Source organism: Actinosynnema sp. NPDC049800 (assembly GCF_040656635.1).
Taxonomy (GTDB): domain Bacteria; phylum Actinomycetota; class Actinomycetes; order Mycobacteriales; family Pseudonocardiaceae; genus Actinosynnema.
On record NZ_JBFAMT010000029.1, the window covers coordinates 13,553 to 33,870 of the forward strand.

At 63.9% G+C, this 20,318-nt stretch carries 12 protein-coding genes and 1 pseudogene; 4 read left to right on the forward strand and 9 right to left on the reverse strand.

What is annotated here, in order from left to right; all coding sequences use genetic code 11:
- Positions 1-3: 3 nt before the first annotated feature.
- The 4 genes from AB0I91_RS27570 to AB0I91_RS27585 form a co-directional block, all read right to left on the reverse strand.
- The gene (locus AB0I91_RS27570; protein ID WP_499639516.1) at positions 4-1,617 is read right to left on the reverse strand and encodes a tyrosine-protein kinase family protein; all 1,614 of its coding nucleotides are present in this window, start codon (positions 1,615-1,617) and stop codon (positions 4-6) included.
- On the reverse strand, positions 1,617-2,207 hold the full coding sequence (locus AB0I91_RS27575; RefSeq protein ID WP_499614039.1) for a TIR domain-containing protein: 591 nt from the start codon (positions 2,205-2,207) through the stop codon (positions 1,617-1,619). Before AB0I91_RS27575 ends, AB0I91_RS27570 begins: the two co-directional genes overlap by 1 nt.
- Positions 2,208-2,413: 206 nt before the next feature.
- Positions 2,414-2,827: a hypothetical protein gene (locus AB0I91_RS27580; protein WP_499639518.1), complete on the reverse strand. Its 414-nt coding sequence runs from the start codon at positions 2,825-2,827 to the stop codon at positions 2,414-2,416.
- Positions 2,828-2,927: 100 nt separating this feature from the next.
- Complete coding sequence (locus AB0I91_RS27585; RefSeq protein ID WP_499639520.1) at positions 2,928-3,896, reverse strand: hypothetical protein; 969 nt, start codon at positions 3,894-3,896, stop codon at positions 2,928-2,930.
- Between the two features lie 217 nt (positions 3,897-4,113).
- Between AB0I91_RS27585 and AB0I91_RS27590 the strand changes: the two genes are divergently transcribed.
- The 4 genes from AB0I91_RS27590 to AB0I91_RS27605 all read left to right on the forward strand — a co-directional run bounded on the left by AB0I91_RS27590 (position 4,114) and on the right by AB0I91_RS27605 (position 9,076).
- Positions 4,114-4,560 (forward strand): hypothetical protein, encoded by a 447-nt coding sequence (locus AB0I91_RS27590; protein ID WP_499614032.1) that lies wholly within the window; start codon positions 4,114-4,116, stop codon positions 4,558-4,560.
- 234 nt (positions 4,561-4,794) lie between these two features.
- A complete protein-coding gene (locus tag AB0I91_RS27595) occupies positions 4,795-5,538 on the forward strand; it encodes a hypothetical protein (RefSeq protein WP_499639522.1) in 744 nt (247 codons plus the stop codon).
- Positions 5,539-5,741: 203 nt separating this feature from the next.
- Positions 5,742-7,127, forward strand: coding sequence for a phosphorothioated DNA-binding restriction endonuclease family protein (locus tag AB0I91_RS27600; protein ID WP_499639591.1), 1,386 nt, complete (start codon positions 5,742-5,744; stop codon positions 7,125-7,127).
- A 191-nt stretch (positions 7,128-7,318) separates the two neighbouring features.
- Positions 7,319-9,076: a hypothetical protein gene (locus AB0I91_RS27605; RefSeq protein ID WP_499639524.1), complete on the forward strand. Its 1,758-nt coding sequence runs from the start codon at positions 7,319-7,321 to the stop codon at positions 9,074-9,076.
- A gap of 1,178 nt (positions 9,077-10,254) precedes the next feature.
- On the opposite strand, the pseudogene AB0I91_RS27610 reads toward AB0I91_RS27605, so the two are convergent.
- The 5 genes and pseudogenes from AB0I91_RS27610 to AB0I91_RS27630 all read right to left on the reverse strand — a co-directional run.
- Positions 10,255-10,829 (reverse strand): annotated as a pseudogene (locus AB0I91_RS27610) (winged helix-turn-helix domain-containing protein); the annotation flags it as partial.
- A 359-nt stretch (positions 10,830-11,188) separates the two neighbouring features.
- Positions 11,189-14,119, reverse strand: a complete 2,931-nt coding sequence (locus tag AB0I91_RS27615; RefSeq protein ID WP_499639526.1) for a restriction endonuclease — start codon at positions 14,117-14,119, stop codon at positions 11,189-11,191.
- A 68-nt stretch (positions 14,120-14,187) separates the two neighbouring features.
- Positions 14,188-16,047: a site-specific DNA-methyltransferase gene (locus tag AB0I91_RS27620; RefSeq protein ID WP_499639528.1), complete on the reverse strand. Its 1,860-nt coding sequence runs from the start codon at positions 16,045-16,047 to the stop codon at positions 14,188-14,190.
- A 139-nt stretch (positions 16,048-16,186) separates the two neighbouring features.
- Positions 16,187-16,957 (reverse strand): DUF4391 domain-containing protein, encoded by a 771-nt coding sequence (locus AB0I91_RS27625; RefSeq protein WP_499639530.1) that lies wholly within the window; start codon positions 16,955-16,957, stop codon positions 16,187-16,189.
- Entirely contained in the window at positions 16,954-20,124 is a 3,171-nt protein-coding gene (locus AB0I91_RS27630; protein ID WP_499639532.1) for a helicase-related protein, read from the reverse strand. Before AB0I91_RS27630 ends, AB0I91_RS27625 begins: the two co-directional genes overlap by 4 nt.
- Positions 20,125-20,318: the final 194 nt, after the last annotated feature.

Sequence of the window (20,318 nt, forward strand, 5' to 3'; positions counted from 1 at the left end):
CTTTCAGTCGGTGGACGCGTCGATCCGGCGGTCGATCCGGTCCAGGAGGGTGTTGATGTCGGTCAGCAGGCCTTGGGAGGCGATGAACCGGCCGTCGTCCGCGTGCGACTTGGACAGCACGCCGAGGTCGACCGAGAAGTCCCGCAACGCCGCCAAGTCGCCGTTGTCGAGCGCGGTCGCCATGCCGTGCACGGTCTCCTCGACCAGCGACAACCGGCCGACGGACGGCAGCCGGTCCGGCACGGCGCGCAGCGCGGCCGCCGCGTTCCGCAGGGCGTCGCGGTCCGGGTCGAGGTCACCGGCGGACGTGCCGGTGATCATGTCGTGGAGGTCCCGCGCCACGCCCGGCCCGAACTGGAGGTGACGCAGGTTGCGCAGGAAGCCGGGCAGGTTGCGGGGGTCGGTGCCGTCGGTCAGCACGCAGAACAGCCGCCGCTGACCACCGTCCGGGCCGATGGTGTGCCGCAGGAACCGCTCCACCTCGGTGACCTGCCACCGGCTCAACCCCTGGTCCACCACCAGGCACAGGTGCTCGGCCAGCTCGCTGGTCCTGTCCAGGATCTCCAGATCACCGGACGACGACCGCTCGACCCGCACGCCGAAGCCGCGCAACTCCTCCACCAACCGGTCCGCGACGTGCAACGCCGACCGCGGGCTGGACACCAACAAGTCCAGGTTGAAGTCCTGGCGCCGGTCGCGCGCCGACGCCACGTACGCGTCCCGGTTGTCGGCGAGGACATCGGTGCGGTCGAACTGCTGCGCGATCACCGCCGCCACCGTCTCCAGCGCGAACGAGACCTGCCCCGCCGCCGGCGGGCGCTCCTGCAGCACCGACAACTGCTCGCCGAAGCTCCAGAACGGGATGTACGGCAACGTGAGGTGCCGCAACATCTGGTCTTCCGCCACGTTCTTGACCAGCCAGTTGCGGAACAAGGGCCCGACGACTTCGGCGCACTTGCGCCGCCACAGCTCGGCCCGCTCGTACTCCACCGAATCGTCCAGCCGGGACAGGATCGGGAGGACGAGGTGCCGGGGCCGGTCGTAGGGCATGCGGTCGCGCGCGCTGTCGGCGCGGCGCACGACGTCCACGATGTCCTTGAGGTTCTGCTCGTTGGCGGTGAACAGAACAGCCAGCCGGTCGGGCAGGTGCGCCGTGCAGATGCCCGCGATGTCCGAGACGCCGGTCCGGCTGTCGATCAGCACGAAGTCGTAGTCCTCGGTCCACTCCGCCCGACAGCGCTCCAGGAACTCGGCGAACCCCCGCCGGTAGAGCTCTTCCCAGTCGATGCGCTGCATCCGGTCCGTGTACGAGTCGTCTTCACGGCCCGCGGCCAGCAGCGCGAGCGTGCTGCCTTCGACGTCGAGCCGCACGGCGTGCGGTCGCGGGCCCTCCGCTCCGGCGAGGAAGTCGTGGGCGAGGTCAATGACGCCGCCCACGGGTTGCTCGGCCATCACCGGCTTGAAGTAGTGGTGCAGGCCGGGTGCTTCGAGGTCCCAGTCGACGGCGAGCACGCGGTAGCCCCACCGGGCCAGCAGCACGGCGATGTTGGCCAGCGTGAAGCTCCGCCCGACGCCGCCCTTGTAGGAGTAGAAGGTGATGACGGTCCCTGTGGCCATCAGAACCTCGGCAGAGGAGGTGTCGGGGCGAGCACGGGGTCGGGTGGGTCCACGTCCGGCCAGTCGGGTTGCCAGGGGGGCACCTGCTGGACCAGCGCCACGAGGTCCTCAGCCAGCTTGTTCACCTCGTGGTGGAACCGCACGAATTCGATGGTCTGCTGGTACGCCGGGTCGGGATACGCGAATTCCTTGAAACTTACCCAACCTCGGTGCTTACCCTCGGGCGGGAAGTTGTCCGAGTCCGAGTAGAGAATGGGGTAGATCAGCCCTTGAGGTTTCTCCAGGCTGGCCAGGCCCAGCATCCGCTCCCTCTCCAACATGTTGTGCCACTCGGCCAGGCACCACGGTGAGGCGAAGTACTGCGGGTTCAGCAACTGGATCATGATCTTGCTGTGCCGCAGGGCGTGCCGCAGATCGGACGGCCAGTGCACCGCACGCGGCATTTCCCGGTCGACGTAGATCCTCGGCGTCGGCGCGAACTGGTCGGCCAGACAATCCGACAGCTTTCGGAGGAAGTGGTTCAACAGCCACTGCTGGACGGTTCCACGACGGGCGTAGCTGATGAAGAAATCGAACTTGTAGCCGGACACGCGGCAGATGATATGCAGCAGCCGAGCCCGAAAAACAGACAAAAAAGTGGGCAGTCAGGGCCGTACTGGCCAAAAAGTGGACAATCACGGGACCGCGGCGTCGAGGACGAACCCCGTACCGGACGTCATCCCAACAAGCCCTTGTCGCTCACCACACTGCCGGCGTCCGGCGACAAGGGACCTGCTCAGCACTTACCCCCGAGCCGTCACCAGGCGCCGGTCTGCCCACGTCCCGGCACTGCCTGCGGACCGTGCCCGGGCGGCGGGGGCAGCGGCGGGCCGGACGGCGGACCCATCGGACCCGAAGCGGGCGCGGCCGTGATCCGGGTCCGGTCGAACTGCCCGATCGCAACGGCCGCCCCGATCAACGCGACACCGCCGATCGTGAGCCCGAGGTAGCTGAGGGTGTCGACCAGCCCGCCCGGCCCGCTGTACGTGGCCGAATCGGTCCTGCAGGTCATGCGCCCGGACGTCCCGCTGCCCTCGGGCTTGCAGCTCCACGACGCCGTGATCGGACCACCCGTGACCCGGGCGTCGACCGCGATCAGGATGATTCCCAACGCCGCGGTGCCGATGCCGAGAAAGACGAGCAAGGCGCGAACGACCCGAAGAAAGATCACAGCCGCACGTTAACCCGCACACCTCTCGCGCGTCCTCGTATTGCCGCATCCCACGGCCACCCCACGTCGTTCGATCCCGCCCGAGCGCCGAGGAGTCCGGCTACAGGTTCTGAGTGACCCAGGGACCGCAGTCGTCCTCCCGGAAGACGGGCTTGCGATCGACCACCTCGCCTACGCAGACCCGGAAGTCGACCCGCCGCGCGGTGTCCAGCCAGGGCAGGTCGATCGTCTTGGGCGGTATCGGCGTTCCGTTCTTGATCTTCCCGGTCCGACCCGCGGAGTTGGGCCAGGTCCCGGCCTCGGCCCCATCGGCGCGGACGGTGAGGATGACCGAGCAGCCGTCGCCGAGGTCGTCGGTCAGCACGACTTGGCGTTGGTCCACGACCAGTTCCGCACGGCCCGCGCCGCCGGGGGCATAGGCCGTGGGTCGCGGGGATGCCGAGGCGGACGGCGCGAGGAAGCTGGACGAAGCGGGCGGACGGCACGGCACACCGTCCTCCGCGTTCTTCGTCGGCCCGGTGCTCGCACCACGCTCGGCACCCGACCCGGTGCCGGCGGTGGTCGACCCGCCCTGTTCCCCGGACAAGGCGAAAACGACCACCAACGTGATCACCGCGGCGACCGCCGCACCGCCCGTGAGCCATCCACCGATACGCCTGCCACGGGACAGCACCGACCCTGCCGCGGCCGCACTCGTCGTCGCCGCAGTACCCGTCGTCTCTTGCCGCAACGCGCCGGTCTCCGCCTGCGCGTCCCCGTCCACGTCCGGCATCGCACTCGCAGACCGACCGGATAACCGCCTGGCGGTATTCGCGCGGTCGAGCAGGCCCACCCAGTCGCATTGGCGTTCCGCGCCGAGCACACGCATCACCACCAGGAGCTTGTCAGGCGCCCTGGGCAGCCGCCGATTGCTGACCCATTCCCTGACACTGGATTCGGAGACCTCGACGTCGTACTTCTCAAGCGCGTCTTTCGAGATGCGCTTGAAGGACGGACTGCCCGCACGCCGGAACGCGCGGTCGAACTCGTCCCAGAATTCCTGCTCCGCGTGGTCGCCGCCGCCGGTCACTCCGCCATTGTGCTCCCGCGGGCACGTGAGGGGTCCTCAGGGGCGCGAGTCGCGTGTGAGTCGTTTCCGACCAGGCCCGATGCCGTGTCGACTGGTCGCGCACGGCCCGTGGAAGCGACTCAGGAGGAGTTGAGGACGGATGCGAGTCCGACGTGTCACCCGGTTGCGAACGGCGGCCCTGACCGCGATAGCGGCCACAGCGCTCACGATCCTGGGGGTGAGTCCCGCCGACGCGTCCGCCGACAGGTGCGGCGGGACCCCGATCGCCGTGGCCGAAACCGAACGTGACGCCAACATAGTCGGCAAGTACACCTATTACCTGCACGTGAAATCCGAGCTCTACCGGTGCGGCGGATATGTGCACGCCCACCACTACGTGTACCTCGACGCCAGTCGGATGCCGCTGGGCACCACCGTGCGGGTGTTCCTCTCGACCCGCCGCAGCGACGGCAAGTGGCACGGCGGCACCACCACGATGGCCTCGTCGCAGAACGTCAGCGCCCAAGGCTTCAAACAAGTCCGCGGCGTGGGCGGCGGGCTGTCGGTGACCCACGTCCGACTGGGCCACTTCGCCGAACCCGGCCAAACCATGATCACCCCCTCGTCGACCAGGACCGCCCGCTACGTGCCCTGGTCCGGCCCGGAAGCAAGCCCTCGGCGCTGACCGGGACGAGCCCACCACGTCCGACCTGACCACCGCCGGGGCACGTCGCCGTAGTTGACGCTGTGCATCAGTGACGCACTAGGGTGCCTGCCGTTCCAGCGCGTTCAGGCGTGATCCACGCCGGAGACAGGCCGGGTCCTGCCGCACGATCGGCCCACGGTCGGCGGCAGGCCCGGCCACCCGTTCACGAAGAGCCGTCCCGCACACGGCCGGCATCGACAGAAAGAGGCCACGGTGCACGCATACCTGGCGTCAGTCGCCTTCCTGTTACGGCACATCAAGGAGTTGCTGACCCCGCACTTCCGGTACGGCACGGGCGATCCTCGGATCACGCGCCTGGAACAGGCTCGGACGGCGGGCGGTCTCGTGATCACCTTCGCGGTCCTGATCGCCTACGAGCAGACCGGCTACGACGCCGTCATGGGCTCACTGGGCAACGTGATGGTCAACGCCGCGATGGCCATGCCGGCCCTGGTGATCGGCATCGTCATCCTGCTCATCACCACCGCCGCACCCGACCGACCGCGCCTCGTGCGGGCCATGCGCCGCCCCGCGCTCACCCTGCTGGCGTGCTTGGCCGCCGGCCTCGCGTTCGACTTCATCCTGGGCAACTACAAATCCACTCCGGGCAGCGCGATGACCACCATCGTCACCCTCGCCATCATCCTGGCGCTGCTGCTGTACGTCATGCCGGCAATCCTCTGGACCGCCTACTGGAGCTACCGCTACTGGTTCAACGCCGCCGACGGCCACCCCCTCCTGCCCGCCGTGTGCTCGATCGTCTACAGCCTCGGCATCCTCGGCTACCACACCTACCTGCTCGCCGCCGGCACCCTCGAACCCCGCATCCCCGGCCCACTGGCCCTGCTCTTCACCTTCGGCTCACCACTCGCCGTGATCACCCTGGCCACCCTGGAAATCAACCTCTCCCACCGAACCGGAACCACCCTGCGCACCCTCCCACCGGCCCAACCCTGACCCCACACCCACCAACCGGCGACCGCCAATCCGCCATAACAGCGGCACAGGGCAGGCCGTGCTCGGTCCGGTCGACGCAACAACACGGACCGCGAGCGCTGTTCACGATCACGACGCCTGTCCAGAACGACCTTCCTTTTCCTATGCTGCCGTCACTGGAGGTCGGAGGTGCACGAGTGGTGACAGGTGGCGAACTGGTGGCGATGGTTGAGCGATTAGCTCCAGCCGGCGCGTCCGTGCGACCGGTGCGGCATCAAGGAATATTGTTGTTGTGGGCGATCGGCAGAGCGGCTCGAGGGCTGCCGCGGTTGACGCGTTGGGTCGAGACGCACGAAGAGTTGCGGCCACTGCTCACCGCTCTCGGACGCGAGGGGAGTCGCCCGACGCCGCAGTACCCGTTCGTAGCGTTGGCCAAGACGCCGTGGTGGGAACTGCCCGAGGTACTCGAGGAAATCCCGCGTGCGCACGGTTCGGCTCCGCTGAAGTGGTTGAACGAGCGCAACCCGCGGGGTGGGCTTCCCCAGGAGGTCTACGACCTGCTCGCTACCGACGTGGATGCCCGCGACGCTGTCGTCCAGGCGTTGCTCCACCGGTTCTTCCGCGACAGCCCGACGGCCGAAGCGCTGAGACTGACCGGCCTGGACGACACCGGTGCCGGCCCGGCGGAAACACGAGCCGACGGTGTCGTGGCCGAGAACTCGTCGCGAAGCCCTGACGACGGCGAGCGAGCCGGTTTTCCTGCGGCATCGACGAACAGAACACACGAGGGGCGTCCCGATGTCGCCCTTGGTCCATTGGATGGTCCGGCCTCTCGAAGCGGTCCTCTGCTGGGCTTGCCGAAGGCCGCCGACCTGCTCAGAGACCTCATCGGGATCCAGCTCCGGACCGCGTCCGGCAAGTCGAACACCATCCTGCACGTGCGGGGTGACGACGTCGTCGTGAAAACGGAACGCTCGCCCGAGGGACGACCCGTACCGATGAGCGCCGTGCAGAAGGGGTTGGACCTGCTCGCCGCCCGGGGATCCGTGCGGGTTGCCCCCGACGAGTTGGGGCACCGAAGTTCGTTCGTGGGTGCTGCGCTGGCGGTTCTACCCGGTGCGCGGTTCACCGGTGAACCCGTGGTGGTGGTGCTCGACGAGCTGTCAGTCGACGACACCACTGGCGATCACCACAACGGCCCGCTCGACTCGGTTGCCCAGGTGAAGATCAGGCTGGAACAGAGGCGGTTGCGCAGCCTGCTCGCCAATCACCGGACCTCCGCGCGGTGCGCCCTCTGCGGCGAGCTGTTCCCACTGGACTTCCTCGTCGCCGCCCACATCAAGAAGCGGGCCTCGTGCACCGATGACGAACGCCGTGACCTCGACAACGTAGCGATGCTCGCCTGCACGTTCGGCTGCGACGCGCTCTACGAATCCGGCTGGATCACCGTCGACGACAACGGACTCGTCCGGACACGACCACCGGACGGAGTTCCGCAAGGCAGCATGCACGACCGTCTCACCCACCTGAGAGGCCGCCCCTGCACTGCCTACAGACCCTCATCGGCACCCTACTTCGCGTGGCACCGTACAACGATCTTCGAGGCCTGACGGTCTGACCGCACGGTCGTTCCGGTCCTGCGACGAATCACGCCGTTGCCCACCTCAGCGGTATCCGGCGCCACGCCCGGCAAGATCCGCCAACGCCCCGACACCACCAACCCTCAGGATTTGAGCCCTAGACTTCGCCAGTCAACGCCGACGAGGTCCGGCCGTTGCGCGCACCTGCGGGAGGAGATCGCATGCAGGACCCTTCGGAGTCGACGGAGATCGCGGAGCCTGAGGAGAGCGACCGGAGCGGTACCACCGACTTACCTGTGGTGGACGATCCGACGTCCGACTCGGACATCGACTCGACGACGACGTCGACGGTCCTGGTGGAGGTGCTCCCAGGGGTGGCCATCGTCGCCGGTGAGGTCCCGCCGGAGCTGAAGCCCGATCTGATCGACTTCGGCATCGTGCCGGCTGCCGACCGCAAGCAGATCTCAGCGATCCTCGCCTCGATCGGGAACGCGGCGACCGTGGTCGGCAGTCTCGGGAACGCGTTCGCCGGCGTGCAAGGGCTCTACAAGATCGGCGCCGCGACGCAGACCCTGCTCAACAGCGGCGCGACGCTCGCCGTCAAGGACGGCGGGAACCTCGGAGCGGTGATGGTCCGCGGCCGCATCGTGGGTCAGGCCCGCTTCTACTCCGTGAATGCGGTGAGCAAGGCGCGGATCGCGGCCTCGCTCGGGCCGGCGCTGGCCATGGTCGGTCTTCAGCTGATGCTGAGTGAACTCTCGGGCCTCGTCAGGACCAACCTCGAGGTGACAACTCAGGTCCTCACCGCCATCCGCAAGGATCAGTGGGCCGAGCTGACAGGGCTCGTCGCCGCCATCGACCGCGCGGTCGGCCAGGCGCGGGAGATCGAGTCGGTCCCGACGTCCTTGTGGGATGACGTCGCGGGCAACGGAGCGCTGCTGCAGAAGCAGCTCGAGCTCTACCAGGGGAACGTCCGCGACCACGTCAGCCGGATCGGTCGGGCCGACGCACGCAACCACCGCGAGTATCTGCAGACGAACGCCGAGGCGATCGCCTTCGACGTCCACGCCCTCCTGTCCTCCCTCAACGCATGGACCGGGTATCACGCGCTTCGTGCCGCAAGGGCGAGAGCAGCTGGGCGCGAAGACGCCGCCGAGGCGCAGTACGCCGAGGTCATCGCGCGCGACACCCGCAAGGAGTTCGACTCCGCTCTCGCCGAGGCGACGAGCCTCGTCGACGCGCTGACGCGGGAGCTGCGGATCACCACCGAGCTCCGCGACCCCGACACCTGGCCGCTCTTGGGGAAGCGGAAGGACGTGAAGGCAGCCCGCGAAGACGCCGCCCGGCTTCTGGAGGCGATCGAGCCTCTTGCCGACACGCTCCATCCACCCGCCCCTCCGCTCGAGGCTCCCGGCGTCGTCTGCGCACCCGAATCGCTGGATCCAGAGCCGTACCTCCGCATTCTGCGATGGCTCTTCGAGGACGGCGAGGCCCTACGTGTTCTCGGTTTCCCCGACCAGCTCGAAACCCTCGACCCCATTTCCGCGATCGTCGGCGGAGCGATGGACAAGCTGGCGGGAGCAATGGACAAGACCACGGCGAAGACACTGGTCGCCGTCACGGATCGCCGCATCGTCATCGCGAAGACGAATGCGTTCCTCGAGCAAGCCGAGATCCGTCAAGACATCCCGATCGACCAGGTGCGATACGTCCGAGCGACAACTGCGCAGGACAGAAGCTCACGTTCGGCGATCGACCTAATCACACGCGACGAGAACATCCGATGGCTCTTCCACTCCGACATCGACAACACTCAAGTGAACGCACTCGCCGCCGTGCTTGCCGAGTCGATGACGATCCCGGACGCTGAACGCGAGGAGCTTCAAGGGCGGCGCTACGCCTCCATCGAGGCGGCCGAAGAGAGCAACAGCACCGGCACGAGCTCCACCGAACCGACTGCACCCGAGGCCACGACCTGACCAGCAACCCACACTCGGGATGCGCGGTTCAGCACACCCATCAGCCCAGGTCCCGCCAGACGATCCGTCACAGCCGCTCGAACCGTACGAACTGCACCCAATAACGTCGATCCATGCCAACCGAGGCCAAGTGGAGCCAACAAGCTGAACCTCACTCTGCCAGCATGGTCCAGCCATTGCCCTGACCAGCGCAAACAGAGAACCAGCACGTCAGCCGGTGCTGTTCACTGCCGTTCGATGTCGTCTCGCGTCGTTCATCTCCACCATCTGCTCCAGATTTGCTCCACAAACCGCAGCATGAACGACGACAGGGCCGGACTCAAACGTCGAACGTGCGTTCCCCACGTGCGTCGTGGAACTCGATCCACACCACAGCGCCGACGCCAGCCGCCCGGCCAATCGTGCACCTCACTCGTGCCACGCCGCCGTCGTCACCTCGTCGGGAACGCCCGAGCTCGCTGGGTCGCTCCGGTGGTAGAGAATCTCCCGTCCCAGACACCGAGCACCGGAAGCGACCCTCGTCCAGCTCGCGCGCCCACACCTGCGGGATCGCCAGGTTCCGGTAGGACGAACTGGTCAACACCTCCGGCACCCCGGCGCGTTCGGCGGAGTCCAGGGCGTGCGACGGCGGACGGCGGCGCGGCCGGGGACCGTACACCGGGCCCGCCATCCCGGCGTGCCGGTAGTGCGTGGCCCGGGACCTGCCCGTCAACGCGTACGACGTGGTCACCGGGACGTCGGCGGCGCGTAGCTCGGCGAACGCGGCCGCCGTTACCTCACAGGTGGCCCGTCTTCGTCCGCGCTCTCGGAGAGTTCCCGCAAGAGCGCGTGCATTTTCCCATGGTGTCCAGCGCCATCCGGGTCTTGGTCAGATCGGAGGTCAGCTTCTCGTTCTGGCGGCGCGGCTTCTCCAGTTCGATCTGCTCGGCGGTCCTGCGCGCCGGTGTCGCCGAGGCCGCCGATTCCGCAGGCCCACCGCCCAGCCAGCCCGCGTCACGGGCTCGGGTCCACTCGATCACGTGCGAGGAGTACAGACCCTCTCGGCGCAGGATCGTGCCCTTCTCCCCGTTCTGGGCGTTCTCGTACTCGGCGACCAGGGTGAGCTTGTACTCGGCGGTGAACGTCCGCCGGGACGGGCGCGCGGCCGGATCGGCGGGCGTCCCGCCGGAGGATCGCCGGGTCTGCCCGCGCGGCGCCCAGCTACGTCCCCTCAGCGGCCTCCGGCCCTGGCCCGCCTCATCTTCGAAGCAGATGGAAGGCACCCAGGTCCGCAGCGAGTCTTTTCCCAGGGCCAGACCTCCTCGTGCCAGACTCCGACCGCCCCGTCGTCACGCTCCAACGCACGGTGGGCGGGACCTGCAAAGACCAGCCGTGCCGACGCAACAGCCGCCCTGCACGGTGTAGCAAACGCGGAACAACCGGCCGATCATGGTCTTGACCCACCCCAGGGGCCAGCCCTGAGCCCGGTTCCAGCCGTACGCCAGCGGCCCCTTGGCCAGCTCGCGCACCAACCGCTCTCACTGCGCCGCGGACAGCCGCTCCACCGACATCGGCCCCGCCGAGCGCAACGCGTCCATCCCGCCCTCGCGCCAACTGTGGCGCCAGTTCTTCACCTGCCGCACACCCACCCGCAACTCCGAGGCAACCGCGGCAGTCTTCTCACCCTGGACGAACCCTCACCGGCCTCGAGTCGGATGCGCTCCCGCGCTCGCTCCTCGCGAGGTGTCAGCCCACCACCCTGGGCATACCTCATCCACCCGGCACAGCGCGACAATCAAGGAACGTCACGGGGCCAGTTCCACCCGTCAACGCGAGTTCAACCTGTGTACACGCGGCCCAGGTACTGGGCGAGTTCGCGGGGCACGTCGAGTGCGGCAAGATAGGTGGTAGCGGAGAGCCTTCTGATTCAGACTTGATCTTGTAAATTCAGCTCTATAAGACCCGGGCCCTCTTTCTCCGGGTTCCAGCGCTGGTCCGGGTTCCTGTCCGAACGAATCCCGCGAAAGCTGCCACACCTCAGCACCGGATCAACCTCAGCGAGATCACGTCATTGAGCCAGAAACTGATATGCCCTGCGTGGGGACAGACTGACGTCTCCACACAGGGCATCTCTCATGCTGGGATGAATGTTACGTGGCTCCAGGCATCCGCCTGCTCGAAGATGACATTCGCGCCGAGGGCCTTGAAGTGTTTGCCCCCACACTTAATCTTTCCCAGCTCCTCAGGACGGAGAAGGCTGTCCTGCTGGGTACCCTTGGTCTCGATCACCAGGTAAAGGCGCTGCTCGCCGCCAGGTAGGCAACGCACGATAGCCCAGTCCGGATTGTATGTGCCGAGCGGCGTCGGGACTTTGAACCAGGACGGGAGCTTCGCGTACACCTCAACGTCGCTTGCCGCCTCCAGATCCTCGACGAACTTCCGCTCGGTCTCGGAGTCGTAACGGACTTCCTCGTAGACGCTCTTCGCCGCAGGCGTCAAGTTCTTGCCGAGATAGCCGTGCAACTCCTCGGTGAGGAAAAGCTCCTGGGCGTAGACGTCGCTCTCCCCGAGCTTGACGTACTTAATGCCGTCGACAAGCGCCGCACGCCGAGCCTCAGTAATCTTCTCGGCTGCGAGAGACATAAACTCCTGCGGGTTACGCTGAAAATCCCGGAAGCGGCCACTCTCAGAGAGGATCCGATGAATGGTGCGTCGGGTCAGCTTGGTCTGCCCAGCCAGTTCGCCTAGGATATCTGGCAGCGGGATCCTTCCCTGATCGACCAGCTGCGGGGCCGAGGTTGCCGCAGCGCCGGTTTCGATGCCACGCTCGCTTATGGCCAACCTCGTTGATGTCCACATCATGCGAGCAGGCAGAATTTGACGGGCCTCCTTTAGAGCCCTCGCTGCGTCCGCGATCAGCTTCTCCGTATCGAAGTCCACCCGGTAGGTGGTCCTTTGCTTGATGCGGTTCCACAGTTCGCGGAACTGCGGGTTCTCGAAGACCTGCTTGCGGACCTTAACCGTGCGTCGTTCGTCCCGATCATTGATGGTGACGCCCTTGGCGCGCTGCTGGAGCCGTTCCACTACTGCAGTCTCTAGGCCGACGAACTCTTCAGGCAGCGTAAACGTTTCCTCTGCGAGAGCTTGCTGGAGCAGTTGCGCGTCGATCTTGCCGTTGCTCTGGATGTAGCCGGCTTCCTGCAAAGCAGCGAAGAGTCTCAGCGAGCCCTCGCTGCCCAGGCGCTTCCCGTCACCATCGGGAAGGAGGAGGTTGGAGAACTGATGCGGCTCGATTCGACCGAAGCTGACTTTGGCGTCCTGCTCGTACTCAGTCTGCAGAGAGGTGGCGAACTGCTCCAGGCTCTCAGTCGCCACGACCGTAAGGGTGTTTACGTCGAAGCCGTGGAGCCTCTGACCCTCCTGATTCACAGCGAGACGTAGACCGCGACCGATGGTCTGTCGACGCTGCCGCTCGGTGCCCATCTCGCGCAGGCTGCAAATCTGGAAAACGTTCGGGTTGTCCCAGCCCTCTCGGAGTGCCGAGTGGGAAAAGATGAACTTGACCGGCTCATCAAGGCTGAGCAGGCGCTCCTTGTCTCTCATGATCAGGTCATACGCACGCTCGGCATCCGCACCGTCCTGGGCCGCTCCCTCCTTGATATCCTTTGGCTTTCCCTTGGCGTCGCGAGCGAAATAGCCCTCGTGGACGGCGCTCGGCTCGGAGTCGAGATCCACCCCACTGAAAAGGGTCGAGTAGCGGGGGTTACGCTGAAGCCGCGCGTACTCCTCTTCGAAAATCTTCGCGTACTCACCCGGGACTGGGGTGCCATCTGGGTCCTCGGCGCGGTAGCGGTCCACCCGATCGATGAAGAACAAGCTCAGCACCTTGATGTCCCTGGAGCGAAGCTCCAGTTCCCGATCAAGGTGTACCCGGATGGTCTTGCTGATCAGATGCCGTGCGCGCTCGAGCACCGGAATGTCGCCGTAAGCCTCGCCTTCCCTGAGGTACTCGTCGATTCCGCCACCATGGATTTGGATGAATCCCGGCTCACTCTTGCCACGGCTCTTTGTAACATCGCCGACCAACAAACCCTCATAAACACGGTTGCCGGTGATCGCTTCAAGGTCGCTTCCAGGGTTGACTCGCTCGGTCCGGCGCACGACGCGCCCAGACCTCATCACGTCGACTTCCACGGTCGCCGAGTAGTCGTCTTTGCGCGTGCTGACGTTCTCTAGGCGGACGTAGGGGCGGCCATGCGCGTCCTCTACAGTACCGCTGGCCACCTCAATCTGCTTCACCAGTCCTGCCTGGTAGGCATCAATGGCGTCCAACTTGTAGACCATGTTGAACACGTCGACATGCGTCGCCGAGTAGCGCAGGCTGAACAGCGGGTCCATCGCGCGCAGCGCCTGCCGACCCCGGCCCTGAGGACCGCCGTCTACGCTCTGAGGCTCATCCACGATGAGGATCGGCCGCACCTGCTTGATCAGCTCGATTGGTGCCTCGCCGCCGGTCCGCTCACTTGGCTGATAGATCTTCGCGGTCGTCTGCTTGTTGATTGCAGCGGCTGTCACGATCATCAGCTCGATGCTGGAGCTATAGGCGAAGTTTCTCACCTGAATCAGCTGCGCCGAGTCATAGGGGAAGTAGTGCAGTGGGGTGCCGTTGTAAAGGGCCTTGAAGTGGTCCTCCATGATCTGCAGCGACTTGTAGACACCCTCTCTGATCGCCACCGACGGCACGACAACAATGAACTTGGTGAAGCCATAACGCTTGTTCAGCTCGTACACTGTGCGCAGGTAGACATACGTCTTGCCGGTGCCGGTCTCCATCTCGATCGTGAAGTTCAGGTCGCGCTCGTCCACCAGGTTGGACAGCGAGGAGAGCGGCAGACCATTGCGCTCCTGAATCTCGTTCAGGTTCGCATGCAACTGATCAGGAAGAATTCGCAGCCGGTTGCCGACGCCAGCTGCGGGCGTGAACAGGTCGTCGTTGTCTCCACTGACAGTGAAAAGACTGTGTCCACTCTCCTGCCCGTGAAATAGATCGCACACGGCATCCACGGCCGCCTTCTGATGTGGCAGCTCAGAATCGAAATGAAGCTTAGGCCTTTTCATCCTGCCCTCTCGGCTCACAGACTCTTCACGACGAAAGAGGTCTCTTGCTGCTCGAGGATTGCCACAAGGTTCGCCTTGGCAATGTCGTCGGCGAAGGCGGCATCCTTAAGGAAGACAGTCACATCTGCCTCAGGTTGGAGCTCATCACGCCAAGCAACGATACCCTTGGCAATTTCTTCGGAATTACCTGCATTAATTGAACCAGTGGGAGGAAGACAGGCGAAGAGTAGACCCCCGCCAGTCGCGAATACTTGACTACCGGCAAAGATGCGGGAGTCCACGGACGAAGCGAGATCAAGCCCTTGACTCAGCAACAATTCGAAAAGAACGTCCTGTTCCGCACGATCTTCGCGGATGTTGTCGATCTGCTCGAACGCTTGCTGTTCAAAATCTTTCCGGGAAGTATCCCAACGAACAATATTTCCTACACTCAGCGAGAACGACCGAAAACCGGTATCCGCCGCACTCGAAGTGCTGACGGCCGTTTGAGAGGATGACCGCAAACGAGCACGAGTGATATCCGCAATCGTGGGGAAGTCACTAAAACCCGTCGGCTCCGGAAGCTGAGTAAGAATAAAACGGCGATTCCCAGAACCTTCGCAGTTGGACTTCAGTACCGCTTCACCCGTTGATCCAGACCCGGCAAAGAAATCCATTACGATATCTCCCGGATTGCTGCCGATGCGGATCAATAGACGCAGTAGATCCACAGGCTTGGGCGTATCAAAGATGGATTTTCTCCCAAACAGCACCTCCAACTCGCGGGCAGCATGCTGATTGAAGGGCATATCCGGTAGAATTGAAGGGGTTGTCATACCATCTTTAGCCTCGGAGCGGTACAGTTTCCGCATGGGGGTCGTTGCCGTGCCATTAACACCCCAATAAAGTCGCCCATCGGCCTGCAGTCGTTTCATTTCTTCCTGCGAATGGCGCCAACAAGTGCCTTCGCGAGGGTAGACCACCTCCCCAGTATGCGGGTTAGTTAGGCCATAGTGAAGCGAGGCAACATCACGCCCACCTTTGGCGTTAGCCGTCGTATCAATCTTACGGAAGGCGCCTCGCGGATCCGGGCCACCTGGCTCACGAAAAACCTGGTACTGCGCGTCTGCCTTGGCTGTGCGCGGCATGAGGTTGAAACGCTCTTCGGCTAGCGTTCGTGTCGAATTGGGAACCAGCGCTTTCCCGTACACCAAGATGTGATCGTGCACGGAGCCAACAGTTCGATCGTTGGGGGCGCCATCACGCTTCCGCCAGATGAGGTCGATGATAAAGCAATCACCGCCGAAGATTTCATCGCATATAAGGCGAAGATTAGCCACCTCGGTGGAATCAATAAAGATGAATATTGCTCCGTCTTCACTTAGCAGCTGTCGAGCGAGAAAGAGTCGGGGATACATCATGTCCAGCCAGGCGCTGTGATAGCGCCCAGAGGTCTCGGAGTTACTGCTCAGCCGTGTTCCATCCGCGCCAATCTGGCCAGTGAGATCAAGGTAATTCTGAATGCTGTCCTGAAAGCTATCCGGGTAGATAAAATCTTTGCCGGTGTTGTATGGCGGATCAATGATGATGAGCTTGACCTGGTTTGCGTAACTCTTTTGCAGGAGCTTCAGGACCTCAAGATTATCACCCTCGATCATGACATTCTGGGTGCTGTCCCAACTCAAAGATTCATCCGGGCGTGGCAAGAGGGTCGCTGTGCTTGGGTTGAGGGCGATACGCCGGGCGTTGCGCTTCCCGAACCAGGTCAGCCCGAACTTCTCGTCGCCATCATCGACGGCGTCGCCAAGCAGCTCGCGCAGCGCGTCAAAGTCAACCTTGCCCTCCGTGAAAGCAGACGGGAAGACCTTCCGGAGCTGTTTGAGATTCTCTGCCACGAGGTCCTTGGAGTGGGTCTCCGGGTCCTCTGGCTCAACCGTGTGCATCGTCACTCTGATCTTCCCCTGCTTCAGTGCGGCACCGTCCTACTCGCCCAGTGCCTCTTCTTTGGCCGTGTTCTTCGTACTTGCTGCGTTGCTATGTCAAGTGCAACGTGTCGTGCGCCACCGACAAGGCGACCCTCTTCGCCTTGATCTGGTCCTGTAGCTCGATCTTTCGTGGTATTTGCTTCTCCTTTTTGATCTGGGCGGCTAACTTGTTGATCTCTGTCCTGAGTCGACTGCTCTCCGTCAGGGCCGTGAGCTGGGTCTGTGCCGCATCCAAGGTTCCCGCGAGCGCAAACTCTCCTATCACCGCAGCGACACGCAAGGCAACCGTACAGATCAGCCATCCCTCGTACACAGTGTTGAGGTCGCTGCGCGGTTGCCGGTCGAGCTGCAGAGCGCTCAGGAAAGCATCGGCCACAGCCGCGGGGACCTCTCCAAGGGAAGCGGTTACAGGCGGGCTGTCCAGTGCGACAGCGCCCTTGCGCGCGTGTGACATGCGCTTCAGGGCAACCGATACGCGCGGGCCGGACTCCTGCTCGCTGACGAGGAGGATCGGATATGGCACGGCTCGATGGAGAAGCTGTTCCAAGCGGGTGAGCTTGGTTCCGGTCCGGGCTCGGAGAGACATGACGTGGAGTTCCGGAACGCGCCGGCTGCCGTCCGAAGCCGTGTAGGCAGGGATTCCGACGGCATCAGGGCGTATCGCGGCGGCCCAGCTCAGGGTATCGATGCCTTCCTGAAGCAACCGCCGATCACCGGCACTGAAGCCGGAGTGCGCTTGCAGCTGCGTCTTAGGTACTCGCACATCCACGGCACAATCCGCAGGCAGCCGAAGCGCCTCGACCACGTCGTCCGGGGTCATTGCTGGACTTCCTGGCCGTGGTGTGCAGCGGATCCGACAGGCTCGGCACCGACACGAGGCAAAACGACAAGAAAGGCGAGCACTTCGAAGTCATTGATCCCGGCGAATCCTCCTGTCGCAGCAGCCTGAGTGCCGTCCAGGCTGAATAGACCGGCGATAGCGCGTTCCTCCTCCTTACCAGTGATAGAACGTACAGCAGCAGCAAGGGCCTTACGGGCCGCTCCCATGTCGGCACCGCGCCGGGTCCGGGCATCGAATATCGCGGTGAGCTCCGGGTCGACTTGACTCTGCTTGGCACTGACCTTGCGCACCCGGTCAAGGATGCGCTTAGCCTGGGTGTGGCTGAGTTGCACCACGCCCTCCTCTCCGACATGGATGAGGTAGTGAGGGGCAAGGGGGTCGCCAGCCTGCACCGCCCGATCAGCCGCCTGGCCTTCGGCACGTAGGCAGAAGATCAGTCCGCGCGGGGTATCGCCATCGCTGTCCACGACCGCGTGCACCCCGAGTGGTTCCACATCCAGCTCGCCGGGATACCGCTTGGCGTAGTCGGCGAGGTCGATGCGCAGATCGGTGAGAGTGAGGTCGGCGATGGACACACCGGTCGACAGGTCCTCGAGGTCGAGGACTGAGTCCTGGAGCTTGAGAAGTTGTGCGCGCCGGTACTCGAGATCGTTCATCGGGTCGCCAGCGCTGGTTTCGATGAGGTTCTCTTCCCCGGTGGCGGAGATATCGAGGAGCACCATGCGTCCTGTCACTCGTTGCTCGAGGCCGATGTATTCCTCCAGGTCCATCTGCGGCCAGAAGTTGACGAGCTGAATGCAAGCGTTGCGCGAACCGAGACGGTCGATGCGGCCAAAGCGCTGAATGATGCGCACCGGGTTCCAATGGATGTCGTAGTTCGCAAGCCAGTCGCAGTCCTGCAGATTCTGCCCCTCGGAGATGCAGTCTGTGGCAATGAGCAGATCGAGCTCGCCTTCTCCTGCAAGGTCGGCCGGGCGCTGCTTCGAACGCGGGGAGAACGCAGAGAGGATTCCGGAAAGATCGCGGCGCAGCTTGAGTGTGGTGCGGTTACTCCCGGTGCCCGTCACCAAGCCAGTCGCGACGCCGAGTTCGACTCTAGCCCATTCGGCGATTTCTTCATACAGATAGGCGGCGGTGTCCGCGAAGGCGGTGAAAACCATGGCCTTGCGATTTCCCGGGTTTACGGGATTGCGAACCTTGTCCGCGATCAGCTGCTTAAGGCGGTCCAATTTCGCGTCACGCTCCGGGGTCACCTGCTCGGCCCGGTACAGCATCGCGGTGAGGCGTTCGCGGTCCTCCAAAAGGTCTTGGCGCCAGCGGATCAAGTCCATGTCGGCGATAAGAACATTGATCTTGCCGCCACCGATCGCCAGCTCATCCGAGCGGACGTCGTCGTATTCCTCCTCGTCGAGGGAGTCTGGGCGGTAATAGGTCTCGTGGCGGTCGATCGCACTCAGGTGCGCGTCAACGCGCTCCATCTGCCGGCTCACCGTCAGCCGGAAGGAGTGGACGGAGCTCTCCAACCGCTTGAGGATGTTCACCCTCATCAGGTTAACCAGGCTCTGCTCTCGATCGGCCTGCTGGAAGCTACCCTTGCCGCTCTTCAGACGGGTGGCGTACTTGTCCGCGTACTCGGCCCGCTTGTCGGGTCGCAGGTAGTGCATAGGCGAGTAAGCGGCCAAATTGAGCTTGCGAATTTGGTCATTGAGTTCGCCGATGGCGCCGAAGTCGCCTCGCGTGTCGATCTCCGATTTTACGTTGAGCGGTGCAAGGCGCTCGGGGAATGAGCCCGTCTCGGCGGTGCCGTAGTACTTCTCGATGTGCTTGCGCGAGCGAGCAATGGTGAGCATATCGAGTAGAGCAAAGTAGTCGAAGCCCAGCATGTCCACGAGCTGCGCCGCCGTGCGTTGCTCTGGGCCAAGTTCCTGCCACCGATTGAACTGGCGCTGCGCGGAGCGGACAGTCTCGGCGATGCTGGCGATGCCATACGACGCCAAAGCCGTGTCGTCACCTTCAGTAGCGAAGGCGATCTGGTTGCGCAGGTCCGCGAGCCGGTTGTTGACTGGGGTCGCGGAGAGCATCAGGACACGGGTCTTCACCCCCTCCTGAACGATCTGGCGCATCAAGCGGTCATAGCGCGTCTCGCCGCTCTGCTTCGGAGAGTTAGCGTTACGGAAGTTGTGTGACTCGTCGATGACAACCAAGTCATAGTTACCCCAGTTAATGTGCGCTAGGTCGATGTCACCCGACCTTCCGGACTCACGGGATAGATCAGTGTGGTTAAGCACATCGTAGTTGAAGCGGTCCGAGGCGAAGAGGTTTCGGCGGTCATTCGCCGTGTACGTCGTCCAGTTGTCCCGTAGCCGCTTCGGACAAAGCACCAGGACACGATCGTTACGAAGCTCGTGGTACTTTATCACGGCTAGCGCCTCGAAGGTTTTTCCTAGACCGACGCTGTCCGCGACGATACAGCCGCCGTAGCGGTTCAGTTTATCGATGGCACCGATAACGCCGTCACGCTGGAACTTGTAAAGCTTTCCCCAAACCACGGTGTCACGGATGCCGGTTTTCGCGTCGATGACCGTGTCCTCATCCAGCTCTCCGCCAGCAACACTGAACAAGTGATGGAGCATGAGGTGGTAGATGCGCTCCGGGTCCCGGTAACGCCCGAGGGCGCGCATCTGCTCCAGTAGCGAGCCTGTTTCAGGAGAGCCAGGGGTGCTCTCCCACATCGCCTCGAAGAGGGCCGGGGAGAGAGCAGCCGCCTCGCCCCCGTTCTCGGATCGCAGAATCGACGTGTATGGGTTGCCGGGGGTCAGACCGAGACCAACGCGATCAAAGCCGAAGGAGCCCTGGGCCAGCGAAGTCACTTTACCGGAAGACGCTCGGGCAACCAGGACGCCTTGAGGAATTGAATAAGATGACGTATGACGTACCTCAGCCCGCTGTGTCAGCCACTCGGCGCATGATGCTGCCAGATAGCGGGACGACAGGCGGTTGCGCGCTGCGCGATCATACTCGCCGCCCAGTAGATGCAAATCGGAGCCTACGCTTGGGAGCAGGAGGCGGGCCTCTTCCAGCTTGGCCAGCTCGTTACGGAGCTCTTCGAAGGCGTACACAGAGAAGGTCGACGAGGTGAGGTCCATTCGACCTCCCGGCTGCAGACTCGGCCGCACAGCATCGATCAACCGGTCGCCTCCCCGGTTGCTTACAACCTTCAACGCAATCCCCCTCCGGACATTAGCCTGACTAACGAGTAGGCTGATGCAAAGCGTAGTCCAGGCTACTGACATCGCCTGCCCGCGCCTTGTATCAAGCTATGCGGTTGCCGGCTTCGCCG

Bases quoted from the DNA above. Each gene is read 5' to 3' on its own strand.
- AB0I91_RS27570 (WP_499639516.1), bottom strand. From the start codon at position 1,617: ATGGCCACAGGGACCGTCATCACCTTCTACTCCTACAAGGGCGGCGTC.
- AB0I91_RS27600 (WP_499639591.1), top strand. From the start codon at position 5,742: ATGGTTGAGCGATTAGCTCCAGCCGGCGCGTCCGTGCGACCGGTGCGG.
- AB0I91_RS27605 (WP_499639524.1), top strand. From the start codon at position 7,319: ATGCAGGACCCTTCGGAGTCGACGGAGATCGCGGAGCCTGAGGAGAGC.
- AB0I91_RS27625 (WP_499639530.1), bottom strand. From the start codon at position 16,957: ATGACCCCGGACGACGTGGTCGAGGCGCTTCGGCTGCCTGCGGATTGT.
- AB0I91_RS27630 (WP_499639532.1), bottom strand. From the start codon at position 20,124: ATGGACCTCACCTCGTCGACCTTCTCTGTGTACGCCTTCGAAGAGCTC.